Source organism: uncultured Winogradskyella sp. (assembly GCF_947501905.1).
Classification (GTDB): Bacteria; Bacteroidota; Bacteroidia; order Flavobacteriales; family Flavobacteriaceae; genus Winogradskyella.
Genome location: NZ_CANMXL010000003.1, coordinates 528,634 through 548,195 on the forward strand (window position 1 = coordinate 528,634; position 19,562 = coordinate 548,195).

General features: G+C 33.6%; 23 protein-coding genes and 1 riboswitch. Of the genes, 15 read left to right on the forward strand and 8 right to left on the reverse strand.

Translation table 11 applies throughout. The annotated features are described in order from the left end of the window. Nucleotides 1–66: 66 nt before the first annotated feature. Complete coding sequence (locus tag Q0770_RS09245) at nt 67–2,154, forward strand: S46 family peptidase (RefSeq protein WP_299116229.1); 2,088 nt, start codon at nt 67–69, stop codon at nt 2,152–2,154. 9 nt (nt 2,155–2,163) lie between these two features. On the opposite strand, the gene Q0770_RS09250 is transcribed toward Q0770_RS09245, so the two are convergent. Continuing rightward, complete coding sequence (locus Q0770_RS09250; protein ID WP_299116231.1) at nt 2,164–2,628, reverse strand: DinB family protein; 465 nt, start codon at nt 2,626–2,628, stop codon at nt 2,164–2,166. A gap of 127 nt (nt 2,629–2,755) precedes the next feature. After that, on the reverse strand, nt 2,756–4,072 hold the full coding sequence (gene ahcY, locus Q0770_RS09255) for an adenosylhomocysteinase (protein ID WP_299116233.1): 1,317 nt from the start codon (nt 4,070–4,072) through the stop codon (nt 2,756–2,758). A 132-nt stretch (nt 4,073–4,204) separates the two neighbouring features. On the opposite strand from ahcY, the gene Q0770_RS09260 reads away from it, so the two are divergent. From Q0770_RS09260 to Q0770_RS09295, 8 genes are all read left to right on the forward strand, one after another. Beyond that, on the forward strand, nt 4,205–4,834 hold the full coding sequence (locus Q0770_RS09260; protein WP_299116235.1) for a 4'-phosphopantetheinyl transferase superfamily protein: 630 nt from the start codon (nt 4,205–4,207) through the stop codon (nt 4,832–4,834). Further along, a complete protein-coding gene (locus Q0770_RS09265; RefSeq protein WP_299116237.1) occupies nt 4,831–5,556 on the forward strand; it encodes a geranylgeranylglyceryl/heptaprenylglyceryl phosphate synthase in 726 nt (241 codons plus the stop codon). The genes Q0770_RS09260 and Q0770_RS09265 overlap by 4 nt, the downstream gene beginning before the upstream one ends. A 2-nt stretch (nt 5,557–5,558) precedes the next feature. Then, nucleotides 5,559–5,819, forward strand: a complete 261-nt coding sequence (locus tag Q0770_RS09270; RefSeq protein ID WP_299116239.1) for a hypothetical protein — start codon at nt 5,559–5,561, stop codon at nt 5,817–5,819. Further along, on the forward strand, nt 5,803–6,435 hold the full coding sequence (gene pnuC, locus Q0770_RS09275) for a nicotinamide riboside transporter PnuC (protein ID WP_299116241.1): 633 nt from the start codon (nt 5,803–5,805) through the stop codon (nt 6,433–6,435). The genes Q0770_RS09270 and pnuC overlap by 17 nt, the downstream gene beginning before the upstream one ends. Further along, nucleotides 6,396–6,959 carry an ATP-binding protein gene (locus tag Q0770_RS09280; protein WP_299116243.1) on the forward strand — a complete coding sequence of 188 codons (564 nt, stop codon included), beginning with the start codon at nt 6,396–6,398 and terminating at the stop codon, nt 6,957–6,959. The genes pnuC and Q0770_RS09280 overlap by 40 nt, the downstream gene beginning before the upstream one ends. Nucleotides 6,960–6,962: 3 nt before the next feature. Then, entirely contained in the window at nt 6,963–8,516 is a 1,554-nt protein-coding gene (locus tag Q0770_RS09285) for a DUF4301 family protein (RefSeq protein WP_299116245.1), read from the forward strand. Nucleotide 8,517: 1 nt separating this feature from the next. Then, nucleotides 8,518–8,922, forward strand: a complete 405-nt coding sequence (arfB, locus tag Q0770_RS09290; protein ID WP_299116247.1) for an alternative ribosome rescue aminoacyl-tRNA hydrolase ArfB — start codon at nt 8,518–8,520, stop codon at nt 8,920–8,922. A gap of 53 nt (nt 8,923–8,975) precedes the next feature. Next, nucleotides 8,976–9,065: riboswitch (TPP riboswitch) on the forward strand. 89 nt (nt 9,066–9,154) lie between these two features. Next, the gene (locus Q0770_RS09295) at nt 9,155–11,338 is read left to right on the forward strand and encodes a TonB-dependent receptor (protein WP_299116249.1); all 2,184 of its coding nucleotides are present in this window, start codon (nt 9,155–9,157) and stop codon (nt 11,336–11,338) included. On the opposite strand, the gene Q0770_RS09300 is transcribed toward Q0770_RS09295, so the two are convergent. Further along, on the reverse strand, nt 11,335–11,766 hold the full coding sequence (locus tag Q0770_RS09300) for a hypothetical protein (protein WP_299116251.1): 432 nt from the start codon (nt 11,764–11,766) through the stop codon (nt 11,335–11,337). The genes Q0770_RS09295 and Q0770_RS09300 overlap by 4 nt on opposite strands. 171 nt (nt 11,767–11,937) lie before the next feature. Between Q0770_RS09300 and greA the strand changes: the two genes are divergently transcribed. Next, entirely contained in the window at nt 11,938–12,411 is a 474-nt protein-coding gene (greA, locus tag Q0770_RS09305; protein ID WP_188372868.1) for a transcription elongation factor GreA, read from the forward strand. Nucleotides 12,412–12,497: 86 nt separating this feature from the next. Next, the gene (locus tag Q0770_RS09310; RefSeq protein ID WP_299116255.1) at nt 12,498–12,890 is read left to right on the forward strand and encodes an HIT family protein; all 393 of its coding nucleotides are present in this window, start codon (nt 12,498–12,500) and stop codon (nt 12,888–12,890) included. Here the strand turns inward: Q0770_RS09310 and Q0770_RS09315 are convergent. Together Q0770_RS09315 and Q0770_RS09320 are read right to left on the reverse strand one after the other, a co-directional pair. Further along, nucleotides 12,887–13,243, reverse strand: coding sequence for a hypothetical protein (locus tag Q0770_RS09315; RefSeq protein WP_299116257.1), 357 nt, complete (start codon nt 13,241–13,243; stop codon nt 12,887–12,889). The genes Q0770_RS09310 and Q0770_RS09315 overlap by 4 nt on opposite strands. A gap of 10 nt (nt 13,244–13,253) precedes the next feature. Continuing rightward, a complete protein-coding gene (locus Q0770_RS09320; RefSeq protein WP_299116259.1) occupies nt 13,254–14,471 on the reverse strand; it encodes a HAMP domain-containing sensor histidine kinase in 1,218 nt (405 codons plus the stop codon). Between the two features lie 123 nt (nt 14,472–14,594). On the opposite strand from Q0770_RS09320, the gene Q0770_RS09325 reads away from it, so the two are divergent. The 3 genes from Q0770_RS09325 to aat all read left to right on the forward strand — a co-directional run bounded on the left by Q0770_RS09325 (nt 14,595) and on the right by aat (nt 16,762). Further along, nucleotides 14,595–15,494 carry a flavin reductase family protein gene (locus Q0770_RS09325; protein WP_299116261.1) on the forward strand — a complete coding sequence of 300 codons (900 nt, stop codon included), beginning with the start codon at nt 14,595–14,597 and terminating at the stop codon, nt 15,492–15,494. A gap of 4 nt (nt 15,495–15,498) precedes the next feature. Then, entirely contained in the window at nt 15,499–15,876 is a 378-nt protein-coding gene (locus tag Q0770_RS09330; RefSeq protein WP_299116263.1) for a DUF3127 domain-containing protein, read from the forward strand. 262 nt (nt 15,877–16,138) lie between these two features. Continuing rightward, on the forward strand, nt 16,139–16,762 hold the full coding sequence (aat, locus tag Q0770_RS09335) for a leucyl/phenylalanyl-tRNA--protein transferase (protein ID WP_299116265.1): 624 nt from the start codon (nt 16,139–16,141) through the stop codon (nt 16,760–16,762). Here aat and Q0770_RS09340 read toward each other — a convergent pair whose 3' ends face one another. Beyond that, nucleotides 16,763–17,326, reverse strand: coding sequence for a DNA-3-methyladenine glycosylase I (locus Q0770_RS09340; protein WP_299116267.1), 564 nt, complete (start codon nt 17,324–17,326; stop codon nt 16,763–16,765). It lies immediately after the preceding gene. Nucleotides 17,327–17,406: 80 nt separating this feature from the next. Between Q0770_RS09340 and Q0770_RS09345 the strand changes: the two genes are divergently transcribed. Continuing rightward, the gene (locus Q0770_RS09345; RefSeq protein ID WP_299116269.1) at nt 17,407–18,024 is read left to right on the forward strand and encodes a thioredoxin family protein; all 618 of its coding nucleotides are present in this window, start codon (nt 17,407–17,409) and stop codon (nt 18,022–18,024) included. Nucleotides 18,025–18,049: 25 nt separating this feature from the next. Here the strand turns inward: Q0770_RS09345 and Q0770_RS09350 are convergent, their stop codons facing one another. After that, nucleotides 18,050–18,775: a hypothetical protein gene (locus tag Q0770_RS09350; RefSeq protein ID WP_299116271.1), complete on the reverse strand. Its 726-nt coding sequence runs from the start codon at nt 18,773–18,775 to the stop codon at nt 18,050–18,052. Between the two features lie 76 nt (nt 18,776–18,851). After that, the gene (truB, locus tag Q0770_RS09355; RefSeq protein ID WP_299116273.1) at nt 18,852–19,562 is read right to left on the reverse strand and encodes a tRNA pseudouridine(55) synthase TruB; all 711 of its coding nucleotides are present in this window, start codon (nt 19,560–19,562) and stop codon (nt 18,852–18,854) included.

A 19,562-nucleotide genomic window follows, 5' to 3' on the forward strand; every position in this document is an offset into this window, starting at 1 on the left:
CGATATTTCGAGTTGACAAAATCCTATCCTTTTTTATCTTTACTGTAATCAAAAACATTATAGACCATGCGTATTTTAAAAGTCATTATTTTATTTATTGTTTTTCAAGTTTCAGCACAACAAGGTGGTATGTGGATTCCTTCACTCTTAGAGGGAATGAATGAAAGTGAAATGCAAAGTTTAGGAAGTAAACTCACAGCCAAAGATATTTACGACGTTAACAATTCAAGTTTAAAAGACGCTATTGGTCATTTTAATGGTGGTTGTACAAGTGAAGTTATTTCTCCAAAAGGCTTATTATTGACTAATCACCACTGTGGCTTTAGTCAAATTCAGTCACATTCATCTTTAGAAAACGATTATTTAAAAGATGGCTTTTGGGCAATGAATTTTGAAGAAGAAATTCCCAATGAAGGACTTTATGTAGAGTTTATTGTACGTATTGAGGATGTTACAGATGCAATGCTCAAAGATGTTTCAGAAGAGATGAGTCCTCGCGAAAAACAGTCGCAAATAGATAAAAATAGAAATGCTGTTGAAAAAAACATAGTTAAAGAAGAATGGCAAGGGTTTAAGATTCGTCCGTTTTATAAAGGCAATCAATATTATTTATTCGTAACCGAAAGGTTTGAAGATGTACGCTTAGTAGGAGCGCCACCAAGTAGTATTGGTAAATTTGGTAGTGATACTGACAATTGGGTATGGCCAAGGCATACGGGGGATTTCTCAATATTCAGAATTTATGCAGACAAGAATAATAGACCAGCAAAATATAGCAAAGATAATGTGCCTTATACGCCTAAGCACTTTTTACCAGTTTCTTTAGATGGTGTTGAAGAAGGTGATTTTACAATGGTATTTGGTTTTCCTGGACGTACAAATGAATACCTTCCTGCTGTAGCTGTGGAGCAAATTACACAAAAGGTAAATCCATCTAACATAGCCATCAGAGAAGCTGCCTTAAAAGTTATTGATGCCAATATGAAGGCTGATGACGAAATTCGTATTCAATATGCATCAAAACAAGCGCGCATAGCCAATGCTTGGAAGAAGTGGATTGGAGAAAACCAAGGTATTGAAAAAAGCGGTGCCGTAGACATAAAAAGACAATTTGAAAAGGAGTTTGTCAAGGCTTTAAAGGACCAGGGAAAAGAAGCAGCATATGGAGATATTTTACCAGAATTCGAGAAGTTCTACAAAGAGTTTGAATCCATTAATGTAAAGCGCAACAATTTTGTTGAGGTCTTTTTACGTTCTAATGAGTTGATGCAAATGATGTTCCGATTGGTGCAAATGGAAAACACGGCTAGTAGAGGTGACGAAGCTTTTGAAAGAGCAAGAGCATCAATGGTAAATCGATTAAAAGGCATACATAAAAACTATAATTCTGCTGTAGACAAAGGTGTTTTTGAAGCTGTTATACCATTATACACGTCTAATTTTGACGCTTCTATTTATAATAAAACAGCTTTTGTAAATCTAGATAGTGCATTAAAATTATTAGAAGGAGACTCTAAAACTGTATTACAAAAGTTAAATAATGATGTGGCTTACCAATATGCGAAACCTCTAGTTTTAGAGTTTTACACCAATTTAGAGCCAGAATTTCAGCGTATTAATACAAAAATTAATGCATTACAAACTAAATACATGAAAGCTTTAATGGAAGTGCTTCCGCAAGAACGGTATTTCCCTGATGCTAACAGTACGCTTAGAGTTACTTATGGTAAAGTAAATGGTTATGCACCTAGAGATGCTATTTATTATAATCCGGTGACGTATTTAGATGGCGTTATTGAGAAATATGTACCTGGAGATTATGAGTTTGACGTGCCTCAAAGACTTCGTGATTTGTATGCAACAAAAGATTATGGACAGTATGCAGACAAAAATGGAAAACTACCTATTTGCTTTTTAGGTACCAATCATACCACAGGAGGGAACTCTGGGAGTCCAGCTATTGATGCTGAAGGTAATCTAGTTGGTTTAAATTTTGACCGCGTTTGGGAAGGTACCATGAGTGATATCTATTACGACCCTGAGATTTGCAGAAATATTATGGTAGATTTACGTTATGTGTTGTTTATTATAGATAAGTATGCTGGAGCAAAACACTTAATTGATGAGATGAAATTGGTGCATCCGAAGAAGTAATATTTAGGATTACTTTTTCAAAATATCCTTTACAATTTTTAGGTGATGCTTGGTATGCACTTCAATAAATTTGATGGTTTGCTGTTTGGTTAAAATACCAAAAAAAGGATGCTTAAAAGTGGCTTTAGTATTAATGGTTTTGAGTTGTGGTACTAATTCTTTAGCCATCAATAATTGCTCATCTAGATGTGCTTTCTCAATATGTTCTGGTGGTAAAACGTACTTAGGAGCTTTACCTTTTCCTCTAGGAATATATCTTAGGGTCAGACAAAAACGCCCTGGCATTGTCAATTTAGATTTTTTATCTGTAGGTGCATTTTTCAGTGCATTAATAACACCATTGATGACTTTAAGGCTATGATCTATTTGCCAACCAACTGTTGACTTTGAGACTTTAGAATTTGAAACTTCATACTCTGGAATATAGGTTTCAAATTGCTTTATATAGCTATCTAATTTTGAATGGTTGCTCATGATAAAACTTTCAGACAAGATAAATAAAAAAGCCTCAAATAAAATGTATTTGAGGCTTTAGAAATTATGATGAGACACTTCGACTACGCTCAGTGTAGCGGTTCAGTGTGACACTGTAATTATTAAATTAGTAACGGTAATGTTCTGGTTTATATGGACCTTCAACAGTTACACCAATATACTCAGCTTGGTATTCTGCAAGCTCTGTTAACTCTACACCGATTTTTTCTAAGTGTAATTTAGCTACTTTTTCATCTAAGTGCTTTGGTAACATATACACATCGTTTCCGTATGCTTCACTGTTGTTCCAAAGTTCGATTTGCGCTAAAGTTTGGTTTGTAAATGAGTTACTCATTACAAAACTTGGGTGACCAGTTGCGCAACCTAAGTTTACTAAACGCCCTTCAGCAAGAATGATGATATCTTTACCATCAACAGAATATTTATCAACTTGTGGCTTAATCGTATCTTTTGTATCGCCGTAGTTTTCATTTAACCAAGCCATTTGAATTTCGTTATCAAAGTGCCCAATGTTACAAACGATAGTTTTGTCTTTCATTGCTTTAAAATGCTCAGCACGTACGATGTCTTTGTTCCCTGTTGTAGTAATTACGATATCAGAATTTCCAACAACAGTCTCTAGACGCTTTACTTCAAAACCATCCATTGCAGCTTGTAATGCACATATTGGGTCGATTTCTGTTACAGTAACGATAGAGCCTGCACCTTTAAAAGAAGCAGCTGTACCTTTACCAACATCACCATAACCACAAACTGTTACACGCTTACCAGCTAACATGACGTCTGTTGCACGACGAATTGCATCTACTGCAGATTCTTTACAACCATATTTGTTATCAAACTTAGACTTAGTGACAGAGTCATTTACGTTAATAGCTGGCATTGGTAATGTTCCGTTTTTAACACGCTCGTATAAACGGTGAACACCTGTTGTAGTTTCTTCAGAAAGCCCTTTAATGTCTTTAGCTAGGTGAGGATACTTGTCTAAAACCATGTTAGTTAAATCACCACCATCATCTAAAATCATGTTTAATGGTTGACGGTCTTCACCAAAGAATAAAGTTTGCTCAATACACCAGTCAAATTCTTCTTCTGTCATATCCTTCCATGCATATACAGCTGTACCAGCAGCAGCAATTGCAGCAGCAGCTTGATCTTGCGTAGAGAAGATATTACAAGAACTCCAAGTGACCTCTGCACCAAGTGCTTGTAAAGTTTCGATTAAAACCGCTGTTTGGATAGTCATGTGTAAACATCCCGCGATACGAGAACCTTTAAGAGGTTGCTCGTTTTTATACTCTTCGCGTAAGCTCATTAAACCTGGCATTTCTGCTTCGGCTAATTCAATTTCCTTTCTTCCCCAAGCCGCTAACGACATGTCTTTTACTTTGTTTGGAACGTAAGCAATAGTCTTTGTACTCATTTCTTTTTTTCTAATATTTTATAAATTGAAACAACTTTGGCGTTAGTGCTTAAAATAGCTAAATTCGCTTATCAAAATTGTTAATCCTGCCTTAGGCGGTGCAAAGATAACTAATAACATTCATATTACTAAATGCCGCTGTATAAATCCATTAGCGTTAACACACAAACTACTGTTAAAATTTGGAAGATTGGAGAATCTTATGAAGATTTAATAGAGCCTCTTGACCTAAAATCAAATAGTTTGGAGCGTGTTTTAGGCATGAAGAGTGAGCTACATCAACGTGGCTTTTTGAGTGTCCGTCATTTGCTTCGCGAATTTGGTTATACAGACCAAGATTTGTTTTATGACGAGAACGGGAAGCCGCATCTTAAGGATGGTAAACATATTTCAATTACGCATAGTTTTACATTTTCTGGAGTAATCATTAGTGATGCAGAGGTAGGAATTGACATCGAAAAACAGCGTGAGAAAATTGCGATTATTGCTAAGAAGTTTGTGGATTACGAATTCAATTATTTAAAGCCTGAAGCAGAAGATTATGTGAGAAAGCTTACTGTTATTTGGGGAATTAAAGAATCCTTATATAAATTATTTGCTACACCAGGCATGTTATTTAGAGAACATTTTTTAGTGATTCCGTTTACTTTTGAAGAGACAGAAACAGTATGTTGGATAGACTACAACGATAGGAAATACAGATACAAAGGCAATTTTTTAGAATTCGATGGGTTTACCTGTGCTTATGTTTTAGAAGAATGAGTTCAATTTATCATAACATAAAATCAGCAAGTAAAAGACGGAAAAAGCTTTTGGCAATATTAATTGACCCTGATAAAATAGAGATTAATTCTATTGCATCTGCATGTGAGAAAATTAATCAATCAATAGCTACTCATATTTTTGTAGGGGGAAGTGAAGTTGAAGAATTCGAAACCGAAAAAGTAGTTGCAGAGTTAAAAAAACATACAAAACTTCCTATAATTTTATTTCCAGGCGATGTAACGCAAATAACAAACAAAGCAGATGGAATTTTGTTTTTGTCATTAATATCAGGACGTAATCCTGAGTATTTAATTGGTAAGCATGTTGAAGCCGCTTCTAAACTGTATAGAACACAACTTGAAGTTATCCCAACTGGATATGTGCTTATTGAAAACGGAAAACAAACCGCTGTCGAGCGCGTTAGTAATACCCAACCTTTATCACGAGAAAATATAGATGCAATAGTTAATACGGCTAGAGCTGGTGAATTATTGGGAATGAAATTGATATACCTTGAAGCTGGAAGCGGTGCAACACATCCTGTAGATTATAAGATTATTTCTGAAGTTAAAAAACGATTGAAAATTCCTCTAATTGTTGGTGGTGGCATTCGTTCTAAAGAGGATTTAGAATTGGCATATAATTCAGGAGCAGATATGGTGGTTATAGGCACTGCTTTTGAAGAAAATGAAAACTTCTTTGAAGAACTTAAAAAGTAAATATGAAAGTATCAGCAGAACTCACATACACGCCTTTAAAAGATGATTATGAGCCACATATTGTAGCGTTCATAAAAGCGCTCAGAGCTTCAGAATTTAAAGTTTTAGAAAATCCATTAAGTACACAGATTTATGGCAATTATGATACATTGATGCCTTTTTTGAATACTGAGATTAAAAAGGCTTTTGAAGCTATTGATATAGCCGTATTACAATTAAAAATCGTAAAAACAGATAGAAGCGATTATGAACCCCATTTTTGATTTTTTTCTTGATGCTTACAAAAGCGCCCCAACATATCAAATTATTTTAGAAGCTATCGCTTTTGTGTTTGGTATTGCAAGTGTTTGGTTTGCAAAACAAGAAAATATATTAGTATATCCAACAGGAATTATTTGTACGGTAATTACAGTTTACCTTCTTTATATCAATCAATATTTTGGGGATATGATGATGAATTTTTACTATTCTATAATGAGTATTTATGGCTGGTGGAATTGGTCTCGTAAGAAAAATGATAAATATGTGGTTCCTATTTCAAGAACTAACTCAAAAGAGAAAATTATAGGGTTTGGACTATTTTTAGTTACTATGTTAGTCACATTTTTAGTCTACAAAGCTTTTAATTATGAGTTAGAACTTCCGAATTACATAGACATTTTTACTTCAGGAATTTTCTTTACCGCCATGTGGTATATGGCAAATAAAAAACTAGAAAATTGGACGTTATGGATTATAGGTGATTTAATAACAATCCCGTTATATGCTCACAGAGGTCTAGGGATGTTATCTTTACAATATTTAATTTTTACTATTCTAGCCATAATGGGTTATTTAGCATGGAAGAGAAACTTAAGCAACAAGCATCAGACTGTATAAAAGTGGTCCTATTTGGTCCAGAATCAACAGGCAAGACGACGTTATCTGGTCAATTAGCTAGATACTATAATTCTGTTTGGGTGCCAGAATATGCACGAGAATATCTTCAAAATAAGTGGAATAATGAACGTAAAACCTGTGAGCCAAAAGATTTATTGCCAATTGCTATCGGACAAATGAAATTAGAAAATGAATTGTCTCTAAAAACAGATTCTGTGTTAATATGCGATACAGATTTATTAGAAACAAAAGTGTATAGCGAAGCATATTATCAAGGTGTATGTGACCCTGTTTTGGATAAATATGCTCAAGAGAACATCTATGACTTATATTTTTTAACCTATATTGATACACCTTGGGAAGCTGATGATTTAAGGGATAAGCCAGATGAAAGAGTGCGAATGTTTAACGCTTTTGAAGATGCACTAAAAAGGTATAACAAACCTTATGTTTTGCTCAAAGGCGGAAAGAAAGAGCGTTTGGAAAAAGCAGTTTTTCATATTAATAAATTATTGAATAAATAAAAATTGAAGTTTACAAAAGAAGATATAAAGCAAATTGAGAGTTACGGTCTAACAGAACAGTTGGTCAATAATCAAATTTCTCAATTTATAGCAGGAGTTAATCATTCTAATATCCATTCTGCAGCTACGACTGGAAATGGAATTATGGAGGTGTCGTATCATGATGTATCAGAGCATGTTTCGTTTTTTGATTCTCAAAAAGAGAAAATAGACATTGTAAAATTTGTGCCAGCATCAGGAGCTGCTACAAGGATGTTTAAGTTTTTATTTCAATTTCTAAAAGAATATAACCCCCTAATACAATCGCTTAATGCCTATATAAATAGAAATAGCCTTAAAGACTTGCCTCTTTTTTTAATTGCTTTAGAAAAGTTTCCGTTTTATGATACTGTTCTAAAACAAATTGAAAGTAATGGTGTTGATTATAATACCCTAAATCCAAATCAAAAAGCATATACCTTTGTTAAAGCAATGCTTGAAGAGAATCAGTTAAATTTTGGAAGTTATCCAAAAGGCTTATTCCCTTTTCATAAATACAATAATGATATTTCTACAGCTTTTGAAGAGCATTTATTTGAGATGGCATTTTACGGTTCACGAAAAGAGCCACTAAAGTTGCATTTCACAATTTCGGAGAAGCATAGAGATAAATTTACGGCAGAGTTTAAACGTATAGAGGAGCGCGTCGAAGAAATAACGGGATTCCCTTATGAAATTTCATTTTCTTACCAGCATCAATCGACTGATACAATTGCATTAACTACCAAAAACGAGCCATTTAGAAACGAAGACGGTAGTCTGTATTTTAGACCTTCTGGTCATGGGGCTTTACTTGAAAATTTGAATGCTATCGATGCGGATTTAATCTTTATAAGCAATATAGATAACGTAGTGGTTAAGCATTATAAAGCAGAAGTTGCCAAATACAAAAAGGTTTTAGCAGGAATACTTCTTAAAACCAGAGCTTCTGTTTTTCAATATATTAAGCAGCTTAAAAATCAAGACTTATCAGAAGAAGTTTTGAACCAAATAGGAGATTTTCTATCTAATAAATTAAACTTTTTAATTTCTGAAGAGTTTGAAAAATATTCACATAAATACAAAGTAGAATACCTTTTAGAAGCATTGAATAGGCCAATCCGAGTATGCGGAATGGTTAAAAATGAAGGAGAACCTGGAGGTGGCCCATTTTGGGTTAAGGATGAGGCAGGAAGATTATCACTACAAATTGTAGAATCTGCACAAGTCAATAAAAAGAATAAAGAGCAAAAAAGAATTTTAGAAAATGCGACACATTTTAATCCTGTAGATATTGTCTGTTCTATCAAAGATGATGAAGGTAATATTTTTGATTTGCAAAAATATGTTAATCATAAAGCTGCCTTTATAACTATGAAGACAAAAGTTGGAAAGGATATAAAAGCACTTGAGTTACCTGGGTTGTGGAATGGTAGTATGGCCTATTGGAATAGCATTTTTGTAGAAGTACCTATACAAACATTTAACCCTGTTAAGACGGTAAATGATTTGTTAAAACCATCTCATCAACTCAGTTAAGATGGATTTCTCTCAGTTAATAAACGAAATTACATATAGAGCAGTTCGTAGTTCGGGAAGCGGTGGTCAGCATGTAAATAAGGTAGCTACTAAGATTGAATTATACTTTAACCTCTTCGGTTCTGTATTTTTTAATGAAGAGCAAAAAGAAAGGTTAAAAGCATATTTGCAAAACAGACTCACTAATAGTGGTATTTTGATTTTAAGCTGTGGCGAAAGCAGAAGTCAATTTAAAAATAAGACTATAGTCACAAAGCGTTTTTTAGAGCTAATAGAAGAAGGCTTAAAAGAAGAGAAAGAGCGTTTACCAACCAAAATTCCTAAAGCAGTAAAGCAAAAAAGATTGCTTAATAAGAGAAAAACTTCTGAAAAAAAAGCAAATAGGAAGCCTCCAAAAATTGATTAAAAAAATGATGATTTGTGATTCTAAAATCATAAATCCCTATTATCTTTGCAGCGTTCTCAAAAAAGGGGTGCTGTAAAAAGCTGAGATCATACCCATAGAACCTGGGCAGGTAATGCTGCTAAGGAAATTTTAATAGCTTGTCATGCAGAACTCGTTTCAGCATCTCATGCTCAAACCAATTATTAACAAAGAATAATTACCTCTTTTTATTCGATTATTAGTTATAGTCGTAATGAAAAATTTATTCACTTTTATCTGCTTAGGGATTATTTCTCTAGCATCATTTTCTCAAGAAAAAGCACAGGATTCAACAAAAACCGAAAAATTAGAAGCTGTCCTAATTAAAGCTGTTCGTGTAAAAGCTAATTCTTCAATAACACATTCTAACTTAAAAAAAGAGCAATTAGCTAAGCGTAATTTAGGTCAGGATATAGCAACCCAACTTAAATTTTTACCATCTGTTGTTACAACTTCAGATGCAGGGGCTGGAATTGGTTACACAGGCTTTAGAGTGCGTGGTACTGCAAATCAAGGTATTAATGTAACTATTAACGGTATTCCATATAACGATGCAGAAAGTGCAACAACGTTTTTTGTGAATTTACAAGATTTTACATCTTCTGTAGAGAGTCTTCAGTTGCAGCGAGGAGTAGGTACATCAACTAATGGCCCAGCAGCTTTTGGTGCAAGCTTAAATATCTTAACAGATGTTGATTCTGATGAGGCAAGTGCGAGTACATCACACTCAATAGGGTCTTTTAATACAAGACGTCATAATGTTAAGTTTAGTACGGGGCTATTAAATGACCATTTTATATTTTCTGGTAGATTGTCACAGATTACGTCTGATGGTTATATAGATAGAGCTACTTCAGATTTAAAATCCTATTACCTACAAGGCGCTTATAAGGATGATAATACATTGGTTAAAGCAATACATTTTGCAGGTAGTGAAGTTACATACCAATCTTGGTTTGGTGTAGATAGAGCTACTGCAATTAATAATCCAACGTTTAATCCGGCTGGAGCTATTCTAGATGACCAAGGAGATATAGTCGGATTTCATAACAATCAAGTAGACGATTACAAACAAGATCACTATCAATTGCATTGGGCACAACGTTACAATAATAATTGGAGCTCAAATGTAAGCTTCAATTATACCTATGGTCGTGGGTTCTTTGAAGAATATGAAAATGATGATGACCTGGCTTTTTATGGCTTATCACCAGTTCAAATAGGAGGTGAAACTATTACAACTTCAGATATAGTAAGAAGACGTTGGTTAGATAATGATTTTTATGTGTTATCGGGAAATGTGAACTATAAAGACAACCAATTTGATGTGACTTCAGGCTTATTTTACAGTACATATGAAGGCGACCATTTTGGAGAAGTTATCTGGTCTCGTTTTGCTAGCGATTCTGAATTGGGAGACCGTTATTACTTTGGTGTAGGTAAAAAGAATGAATTTTCAACCTTCGCAAAAGCTGATTATAGATTAAATGAAAAATGGCAATTTTATTTAGACCTACAAGGTAGATTTGTTGATTACTCAACAACTGGGCAGAACTCAGATGTTGCTGATTTTATTGTGGACGAAAACTTCAATTTCTTTAATCCAAAATTTGGAGCAAGTTTTAAACTAAACGATAAGAATCATTTATATGCTTCGTTTGCTAGAGCTCATAGAGAACCAAATAGAACAGATTTTGAAAATGGAAGCCCACGCCCAGAACGCTTAGACGATATTGAGATAGGTTGGAGACATAATTCAGAAAAATTAGCCTTAAATATTAATGGCTTCTATATGGATTATAACGACCAACTAGTACTTACAGGTGCTTTAGATGGGTCGGGTGCACCAATACGTGCTAATAGTGGTAGTAGTTATCGATTAGGAGTTGAGATTGATGCTAATCTAGCTATTACTTCAAAGCTAAATATACAGCCAAATATTGCTTTGAGTGCTAATAAAAATCGAGATTTTTTCTTTCAACGTGATGGCGTATTAACAAATTTAGGTAATACAGATATTTCGTTCTCTCCAAACCTTATTATAGGTAATACAATAGCTTATAGGCCTACAAAAGAGTTGTATTTAGCGTTTTTGTCTAAACATGTTGGGGAGCAATATATGGGTAATATTGATAATGAAGCCTCTTTATTAGAGGCCTTTTTTGTAAATGATTTTAATGCTACTTATAATTGGAAAGTAAATTCATTTATTGATAACGTTGACATTTCGTTATTGGTTAACAATATTTTTAATGAAAAGTATATCTCAAACGGGTATTTTGGTTCGTTTGATTTTGCTGACCCCTCAAGTACAACAGGTGTCACGACAGGGTTTTTCTCGGGCTTCTACCCTCAAGCGACAACTAACTTTTTATTGGGTGTAACGCTTAATTTTTAGTTAGTAATTAAATATTGGTTATTTCCAACAAACTCAACCCTGTACGGTAATAATGTGCAGGGTTCTGGGTCTTGACCTAGATTCTGTCCAGATAAAAGCTCATATTCATTAGCATCTTCGCAGCCACAAGTTGCAGTAAGTGCATTGACTGAAAGTAAAGAGCAGTTAGAAAATGCATGATTAGGGTCGGCACCATCCCAAGCACGTAATGTTTCACTACCTGTTCTTGCTATTATAATACCACCATTACCTTGGCCTTCAAGTCTTACAGAATTTCCAGTAAATTGTAATTGACTAAACTGTGGTAAATTGAGATTCACAGTGACATTAACATTAACGTTAAGCAAAAAATTACAATTATTAGGGTTGTTATTACTACTGCATCCAAAAGTAAGAACGCACAGAGATAATATTAAGAACTTTTTCATAGCAATATTTCAAAAAGTGTAAGAGTTAAACTTTATTAGTTTCCTTTTGCCGCAATTTACAATAATTAAGACATCCCATAAATATTTTATATATTTGTATAGTTGTCTCGTGAAAGCGGGATTTTTTTATGCTGAAATTGTTCAGCATCTTTTATTTAAAACGAATGAGTTATGAGTAAAGTATCTTATTACACAGCCGAAGGATTAAAAAAATTAAGAGAAGAATTAAATCACTTAAAAGATATAGAACGGCCTAAAGCTTCTCAAGCTATTGCAGAAGCCAGAGACAAAGGTGATTTAAGTGAAAATGCAGAATACGATGCAGCTAAAGAAGCACAAGGGATGCTGGAGATGAAAATTTCTAAAATGGAAGAAACCTTAGCAAATGCTCGTGTTATTGATGAGTCGCAACTAGATACATCTAAAGTTTTGGCGCTGTCTATAGTAAAGATTAAAAACCAAACAAACGGTATGGAAATGACCTATACTTTGGTAGCTGAAAGTGAAGCAGATTTGGCTTCTGGGAAAATATCAGTAAACTCACCAATTGGTAAAGGCCTTTTAGGTAAATCTGTTGGTGATGTTGCTGAAATACAAGTCCCAAATGGTATCATGAAGTTTGATATTCTTGAGATTTCGAGATAATAAAGATTACAAAACATATTTTAAGATTCCTGTTTATAGCTTTAAGCAGGAATCTTTTATATTTACATAACTAACCGCTAGTAATAATGACTTCTATTTTCACTAAAATCATAAATGGAGAAATCCCATCTTATAAAGTTGCGGAAACTAAAGATTTTATAGCTTTTTTAGACATTAATCCAAATAGTAAAGGGCATACGCTTTGCGTCCCCAAAAAAGAGGTTAACAAGATTTTTGATTTAGATGAAGAGACTTACGTAAACTTAATGGTGTTTTCTCGTCGTGTGGCGAAAGCTATAAAAAAGGCTGTGCCATGTGAACGTATTGGGATGTCAGTTATAGGCTTAGAAGTACCTCACGTACATGTACATTTAATACCATTGCATACAATGGAGGATGCTAGATTTGTCTCAAAACAGAACTTATCAAAAGATGAGTTTGAAGCAGTAGCAGCTTCAATAGCTACACATTTAGATTAAAATTTAATAATACCAAGCAGTACTAGTGCAATGGCTATAATTATTAATAGGTCTATTCCAATAAATATATAGCCAAATGGTTTTAGCTTCCAAGATGTTTTCTTAGGTGTAATAGCACGTTCGTGGTACGCAACAACCCGCTCAATATCATCATTCCAACGCACAGGATAAATGGCGGTATTACAATTTTTGCAATGCATTTCGTGAGAAGTATCGCTTGTAATAGCCTTAAAGAAGATATTATCTGTAATTCTTTGTTTAAACGTAAGTTGCAAACTTCCATTACTATAACATTCGGGACAGTTGTTATTTAGTTGAAACTCTTTTAATGTAAAATAATTTGACGCTTTCATAACTCTAGTCTTAGATATGCTTTTTTAGAGCAATTTGAAAAGTAGTGCCTTTATTTAGTTCGGATTGAATGACTTTTATTTTACCATTATGGTAATCTTCGATTATCCGTTTAGATAATGATAAGCCTAAACCCCAACCACGTTTTTTAGTTGTGTAACCTGGTTCAAAAATAGTTTGCCATTGACTTTTGGGAATGCCTTTTCCTGTATCAGTTATTTGTATCATAACCTGCTTTTCTTTTTCAATAAGCTTTAAGGTTAATTTACCTTTACCTTTCATGGCATCGATAGCATTTTTCACCAAGTTCTCTATAGTCCAGCTATAAAGTTGCTCATTAAATTTTACTTTTATTTCTTTTTCAGGGATTTCTATATCAAATTCTATAAGCTTGGAGGTTCTTGATTGTAAGTAAGAAAATGAGTTTCTGGTTTCAGAAACAATATCATTAGTTTTTAATTCAGGGACAGAGCCTATTTTACTAAAACGTTCTGTGATGGTTTTAAGGCGGTCTACATCTTTTTCCATTTCAACAATGTAGTCTGGATTGACATTTTCAGACTTTAATATTTCTGTCCAACCCACTAATGAGGATAATGGTGTTCCTATTTGATGTGCTGTTTCTTTAGCCATACCAGTCCAAAGTTTGTTTTGTTCAGCTGTTTTAGAGCTTCGGTAAAAAAAGTAAACTACTGCAGCAAAAAGGAGAATTATTAATAATAAGGCTAAAGGATAGTATTTAAGATTATTTAGTAAGGGCGAATTTCCGTAATAAAGAGTTTGCTCTAAATCTTCCATAACTAATGGCTGATTCTCTCTCTGGAATTTTAAAATTAATCGGTCTTTATGGGTTTCTACATATTTAGCATCAATACTATCATTAAATATTTTTGCTAGTTCATTTTCTTCGGTAAGCCTAGGTTTACCGAAAATGTTTCTATGATTAATGATGTTTTTATCAGCATCTACGAGTATCATCGGAGCTGTGATATTTGTCTCTAAAACTATGTAATCTACAACCTCATTAATACTTAAGTCTTCTCCAGAATTTGTTAATGTTGTAACATATTCAGAGTAAGCGACAGTCCAGTTCTTCATTTTTGAACGTTCTTCAGACTTAAAATGTTGGAAAAACACATATGTATTCCATAGGATTAAGGATACAATGACAAAAGATGAAATAATTATAATCCAACGGATTACATTTCTGTTAAGATGTAGACGACGCATCAATAAGAATAGTTAATGGTTCTAAATATAATGCAATTCTGTAAATATTATTGTTTTCAAACCATAGGCAATTCATTTTATTACGTCTGTAATATGGTTATCTTTGATAAAAATGAATTTTTTATGGTGTCTTACCAACCAAAAGAGCTTTCAACAGCCAAATTACATAGCTATTTATTAAGTGCAGTTGCACCAAGACCAATTGCTTTTGCTAGTACAATTGATGCTAATGGAAATCCAAACTTATCACCGTTTAGTTTCTTTAATGTGTTTAGTGCAAATCCTCCGATTCTTATATTTTCTCCTGCCAGACGTGTTAGAGATAATACGACGAAGCATACATTAGAGAATGCTGAAGTTGCAAAAGAAGTTGTTGTCAATGTAGTAAACTATGATATCGTTCAGCAAATGTCTTTGAGTAGTACAGAATATGCTCAAGACGTAAATGAATTTGAAAAAGCAGGTTTAACCATGCTAGAATCTGATTTAGTAAAACCCTTTAGAGTTGCAGAATCACCAATACAAATGGAATGTAAGGTTAATGAAATAATAAAATTAGGAAATGAAGGTGGTGCTGGGAATCTTATTATTTGCGAGGTTTTAAAAATACATATATCCGAAGATGTTTTAGAAGATAATGGAAATATTAACCAAGAGAAGCTAGATTTAGTCGCCCGAGCTGGCGGTAGTTATTATAGTAGAGCCAAGGACGGTTTTTTCGAAATACCAAAGCCATTAAGCACTTTAGGTATAGGTGTTGATAAGTTGCCAGAATCCGTTAGAAAAAGTTCTATTTTATCTGGAAATGATTTAGGAATTTTAGGTAATTTAGCAGCCTTTCCAAGTGAGGATGAAATAGATAACTATTTAAAAACTTCGGAAGAATTCGGGAACTTGTCTAACGTAGATATATCGGATGACTTTATTCATAAAAGCGCCAAAAAAATCATAAAGCAAGGTCATTCCCAAGAAGCATTAATCATGCTTTTAGCAAAACATAAAATAAACAATTTGAATAATTAATAAAATGGAAGTACAAGGAAGAATCAAAGTGATTGGCGAAACACAAACCTTTGGTAGTAATGGATTTAGAAAGCGTGAGCTTGTAGTAACTACAGAAGAACAATACCCACAACATATCATGGTAGAGTTTGTTCAGGACAAAACAGATTTATTGAATAGCTACCAAGTTGGACAACAAGTAAAAGTAAATATCAACTTAAGAGGACGTGAATGGACAAACCCTCAAGGAGAAGTGAAGTATTTTAACTCCATTCAAGGATGGAGAATAGAAGCTTTACAATCTGAAGCTGCTCCAGCTGATATGCCACCGGTACCTCCAACAGCTGCATTTGAGCCTGCTACAGATTTAAATACAGAAGATCACGACGATTTACCGTTCTAATTCAGAAAAAATAATCAATTAAAAAAGCCTGTTTTTTGAACAGGCTTTTTGGTTTTATTAAAAAAGTCCCGATTAAAAATCAGGACTTAATATTGTGGTTTTAGGTTTAACCTTTACGAACAAACTCAAAAAAAAGCAATGATGAACAAAATTCGTAACATAAAGGTTATATCAAATATGAGAAAAAAAGCTAATTTACCCAAGGTAATTGCCTGATTTAACACTAATAACACCAACTATAACGTTATAGTTGGGTGAAGAAATGTATTTTTTAAACGATAAAATAGAATTTCCACACGTTTCTGAGGCTTCTGCCGATGGATTATTAGCTATAGGTGGTGATTTATCTTCAGAGCGATTATTGCATGCCTATAAAAACGGAATTTTCCCTTGGTTTGAAAAAGATGAGCCAATTTTGTGGTGGTCACCAGACCCAAGATTTGTTGTTTTTCCAGACGAACTTAAGGTGTCTAAAAGTATGAAGCAGTTGTTCAAAAAAAAGCAGTTTAAAGTGACTAAGAATAAAGCGTTCGAAGCTGTGATTTCTAATTGTGCAGCTGTCGTTCGTGAAGGGCAAGAGGGAACTTGGATTACAGATGCCATGATTGAAGCTTATGTAAAATTACATAAACTTGGATATGCCACTTCTATTGAGGTATGGCAAGGTAAAGATTTAGTAGGTGGACTTTATGGAGTAGATATTGGTAATAAAGTGTTTTGTGGCGAAAGTATGTTTACTAAAGTAAGTAATGCAAGTAAATATGGTTTTATAGATTTTATTCAATCTTCGGACTATGATTTAATTGATTGCCAGTTACACACCAAACATCTTGAAAGTTTAGGTGGAAAACATATTTCAAGACAAGAGTTCTTAAAGTACATATAACTATACTTCATTATACCTAAAACAAGAGACTTCATGGTCGTTAACCATTCCAGTAGCTTGCATGTGCGCATAAACGACAGTAGAGCCAACAAATTTAAAACCTCTTTTTTTTAAATCTTTACTCAATGCATCACTTAAAGGTGTATTTGCAGGCGCATCTTTATAGTTTTTAAAATTGTTTTTTATGGGTTTGTCATCAACAAAACTCCAAATGTATTTTGTGAACGTACCAAACTCTTCTTGGACTTTTATAAATGCTTTTGCATTAGAAACTGTGGCATTAACTTTTAGCTTATTTCTAATGATTCCTGCATCTTGGAGTAAGTCGGCAATTTTGTCTTCATCATAATTAGCTATTTTCTTGTAATCAAAATAATCAAAAGCTTTTCTGAAGTTTTCACGCTTACGTAAAATGGTAATCCAACTTAATCCAGCTTGAAAGGTTTCTAAGATTAAAAATTCAAATAATTGATGGTCATCTCTCACAGGAACACCCCATTCATTATCGTGATAAGCTTCATAAAGTGGGTCGCCAACGCACCAACCGCATCTGTGTTTTTCCATAGTTGTAAGCTTTTAATAATTATACTACTAATGTAACAACTGTTGTACAATTTTGGGCAATAGAATTTTAATTTTGTATTATGGAAACTTTACAAGTCAATATGATAAATGATATAATTTCTAATAGTTTAGAAAAAAGCATGTCTTATGCTGAATATAGAACTTTGGTAAGCGAACTTACCGAAAATAACTCTACTACTGGTCTAGAAAAGACGGAGGCTTTAGTAAACTATACAGCTTTAAACGATAGACGAATGAAACGCTGGGATAAAACAGTAAAACTATCTGAAGATGCTAAAACCACTGTTGAAAATTCTAATAGAAAAATGACATGGTTGGTACTCACTGAAAGTTGGTGTGGAGATGCAGCACATATTATGCCTGTTATTAATAAAGTAGCAGAGCTTAATGATAATATCGATTACAAAGTTGTACTTAGGGATGAGAATGAAGCTTTAATGAATGCCTTTTTAACCAATGGCGGAAAATCAATCCCAAAGCTAATTATGATTGATAATGACTCTAATGAAGTTATAGATACATTTGGTCCAAGACCATCTGTTGCTACAGAGTTAGTAAATGATTATAAAGCTGAACATGGTCAATTAACACCAGAGTTTAAAGAAGACTTACAGCGTTGGTATAACAAAGACAAAGGGCAATCTACACTTGAAGATTTACTGAAGACTTTAGTTTAATTGTGGTGGCTGAGCGGAGTCGAAGTCAATCTTTTCCCTTAAAATAAAAGGTTATAGAGCCTAATTGGTCGGTGCGTTTTGAAGTATTAAAGCGTACCGATTTAGCATATGCTATCGCGTGTTCAATCAAACATTCATTATTACTATTTGAAGAACCATTAATATAGGCTTCAAAGACATTACCGGTATTATCTACTTTAATGTTTACCACAATTTTTCCTGAAATTTCACACAAATATCTTGGTGTATCATAGCTTAAAAGCCTACGGTCTTTTAAAGAATAGCTTAATGTGCTTCCACCAGCAGCATGTTCAGCAATTCCATTTTGTTTTTTGTCTAGTAAATTTTGTAGTTTCTTGTAAGACTCGGTTTCATTTTGCTTAAGTGCATAAGCTTTATGAGTTTCTATATTAGAGTTATTATTTATTTCAGCCTCTCTTTCAGCTTTATTGTCTTCGAGTCGTTTAGTCGTTTTTTCAAAATCATCCGCACTTATAGTTTTAAAGTTTTTCATGAGTTTTTTGTACTCTTCATCTTCATTATAAGCTTTGTTAGTGGTTGGAGATTTTAAATCTTGAATTTCCTCAAGTTCCTTCTGAATATCTTCTTCGGTCTTTGGTTCAATCTCATAGATGGTTTCTGCGATTAATTCTTTAGTATTTGAAAGCTGAATACTAAACATACCAAAAGCAACAATGCCTGTGATAAGGCTTGTTATTAATACCGCTTTGTATTTTTCTATAAAATGCATTTAGTTTGTTTAGGGCAAAAATCGTACCTAAATAATATACGAACGTAGTTTAGAAAAGGATTAAAGAATCTAATTTTTAATTTTGTTCTTTTTCTGGAAGTGTTCCAATAAATTCTTCAGGAGTCAAGCCATTTTCAACTTTAAAATCACCAATTCGAGTGCGTCGTAATACCGAAAGATGTGCGCCAGAATTCAGCGCTTTTCCGAAATCATGAGCTAAAGAACGAATGTAAGTCCCTTTGCTACAAACCACCCTAAAATCTAATTCTAATTCTAATTCGCGAATTGCGGTAATTTCAAACTCGGTAATTTCTACTTCACGAGATTTGATTTCTACAGCTTCACCAGCACGAGCAAATTCATACAAACGTTTTCCTTCTTTTTTTATAGCCGAAAATATAGGTGGAAACTGTTCAATCTTACCAGTAAATTGTTCAGTGGTTTTATGAATTAACTCTTCGGTAATATGTTCCGTAAGAAATGTTTCGTTGACTTCTGTTTCTAAATCATACGAAGGTGTCGTGCTTCCTAAAACAAAAGTGCCAGTATACTCTTTTTCTTGACCTTGAAATGTATTGATTTGCTTGGTCATTTTGCCTGTGCAAATCACCAATAAACCTGTCGCTAATGGATCTAATGTGCCTGCATGACCTACCTTGATTTTTTTGATATTATAAGCTTGACGGATTGACCAACGGAGTTTGTTTACAGCTTGAAAAGATGTCCATGTTAACGGCTTATCTATTAATAATACTTGTCCGTTTTTAAAATCGTCAGCTGTTTTCAT

Bases quoted from the DNA above. Each gene is read 5' to 3' on its own strand.
- Q0770_RS09245 (WP_299116229.1), top strand. From the start codon at position 67: ATGCGTATTTTAAAAGTCATTATTTTATTTATTGTTTTTCAAGTTTCA.
- Q0770_RS09250 (WP_299116231.1), bottom strand. From the start codon at position 2,628: ATGAGCAACCATTCAAAATTAGATAGCTATATAAAGCAATTTGAAACC.
- ahcY (WP_299116233.1), bottom strand. From the start codon at position 4,072: ATGAGTACAAAGACTATTGCTTACGTTCCAAACAAAGTAAAAGACATG.
- Q0770_RS09260 (WP_299116235.1), top strand. From the start codon at position 4,205: ATGCCGCTGTATAAATCCATTAGCGTTAACACACAAACTACTGTTAAA.
- Q0770_RS09265 (WP_299116237.1), top strand. From the start codon at position 4,831: ATGAGTTCAATTTATCATAACATAAAATCAGCAAGTAAAAGACGGAAA.
- Q0770_RS09270 (WP_299116239.1), top strand. From the start codon at position 5,559: ATGAAAGTATCAGCAGAACTCACATACACGCCTTTAAAAGATGATTAT.
- pnuC (WP_299116241.1), top strand. From the start codon at position 5,803: ATGAACCCCATTTTTGATTTTTTTCTTGATGCTTACAAAAGCGCCCCA.
- Q0770_RS09280 (WP_299116243.1), top strand. From the start codon at position 6,396: ATGGAAGAGAAACTTAAGCAACAAGCATCAGACTGTATAAAAGTGGTC.
- arfB (WP_299116247.1), top strand. From the start codon at position 8,518: ATGGATTTCTCTCAGTTAATAAACGAAATTACATATAGAGCAGTTCGT.
- Q0770_RS09295 (WP_299116249.1), top strand. From the start codon at position 9,155: ATGAAAAATTTATTCACTTTTATCTGCTTAGGGATTATTTCTCTAGCA.
- Q0770_RS09300 (WP_299116251.1), bottom strand. From the start codon at position 11,766: ATGAAAAAGTTCTTAATATTATCTCTGTGCGTTCTTACTTTTGGATGC.
- greA (WP_188372868.1), top strand. From the start codon at position 11,938: ATGAGTAAAGTATCTTATTACACAGCCGAAGGATTAAAAAAATTAAGA.
- Q0770_RS09310 (WP_299116255.1), top strand. From the start codon at position 12,498: ATGACTTCTATTTTCACTAAAATCATAAATGGAGAAATCCCATCTTAT.
- Q0770_RS09315 (WP_299116257.1), bottom strand. From the start codon at position 13,243: ATGAAAGCGTCAAATTATTTTACATTAAAAGAGTTTCAACTAAATAAC.
- Q0770_RS09320 (WP_299116259.1), bottom strand. From the start codon at position 14,471: ATGCGTCGTCTACATCTTAACAGAAATGTAATCCGTTGGATTATAATT.
- Q0770_RS09325 (WP_299116261.1), top strand. From the start codon at position 14,595: ATGGTGTCTTACCAACCAAAAGAGCTTTCAACAGCCAAATTACATAGC.
- Q0770_RS09330 (WP_299116263.1), top strand. From the start codon at position 15,499: ATGGAAGTACAAGGAAGAATCAAAGTGATTGGCGAAACACAAACCTTT.
- aat (WP_299116265.1), top strand. From the start codon at position 16,139: ATGTATTTTTTAAACGATAAAATAGAATTTCCACACGTTTCTGAGGCT.
- Q0770_RS09340 (WP_299116267.1), bottom strand. From the start codon at position 17,326: ATGGAAAAACACAGATGCGGTTGGTGCGTTGGCGACCCACTTTATGAA.
- Q0770_RS09345 (WP_299116269.1), top strand. From the start codon at position 17,407: ATGGAAACTTTACAAGTCAATATGATAAATGATATAATTTCTAATAGT.
- Q0770_RS09350 (WP_299116271.1), bottom strand. From the start codon at position 18,775: ATGCATTTTATAGAAAAATACAAAGCGGTATTAATAACAAGCCTTATC.
- truB (WP_299116273.1), bottom strand. From the start codon at position 19,562: ATGAAAACAGCTGACGATTTTAAAAACGGACAAGTATTATTAATAGAT.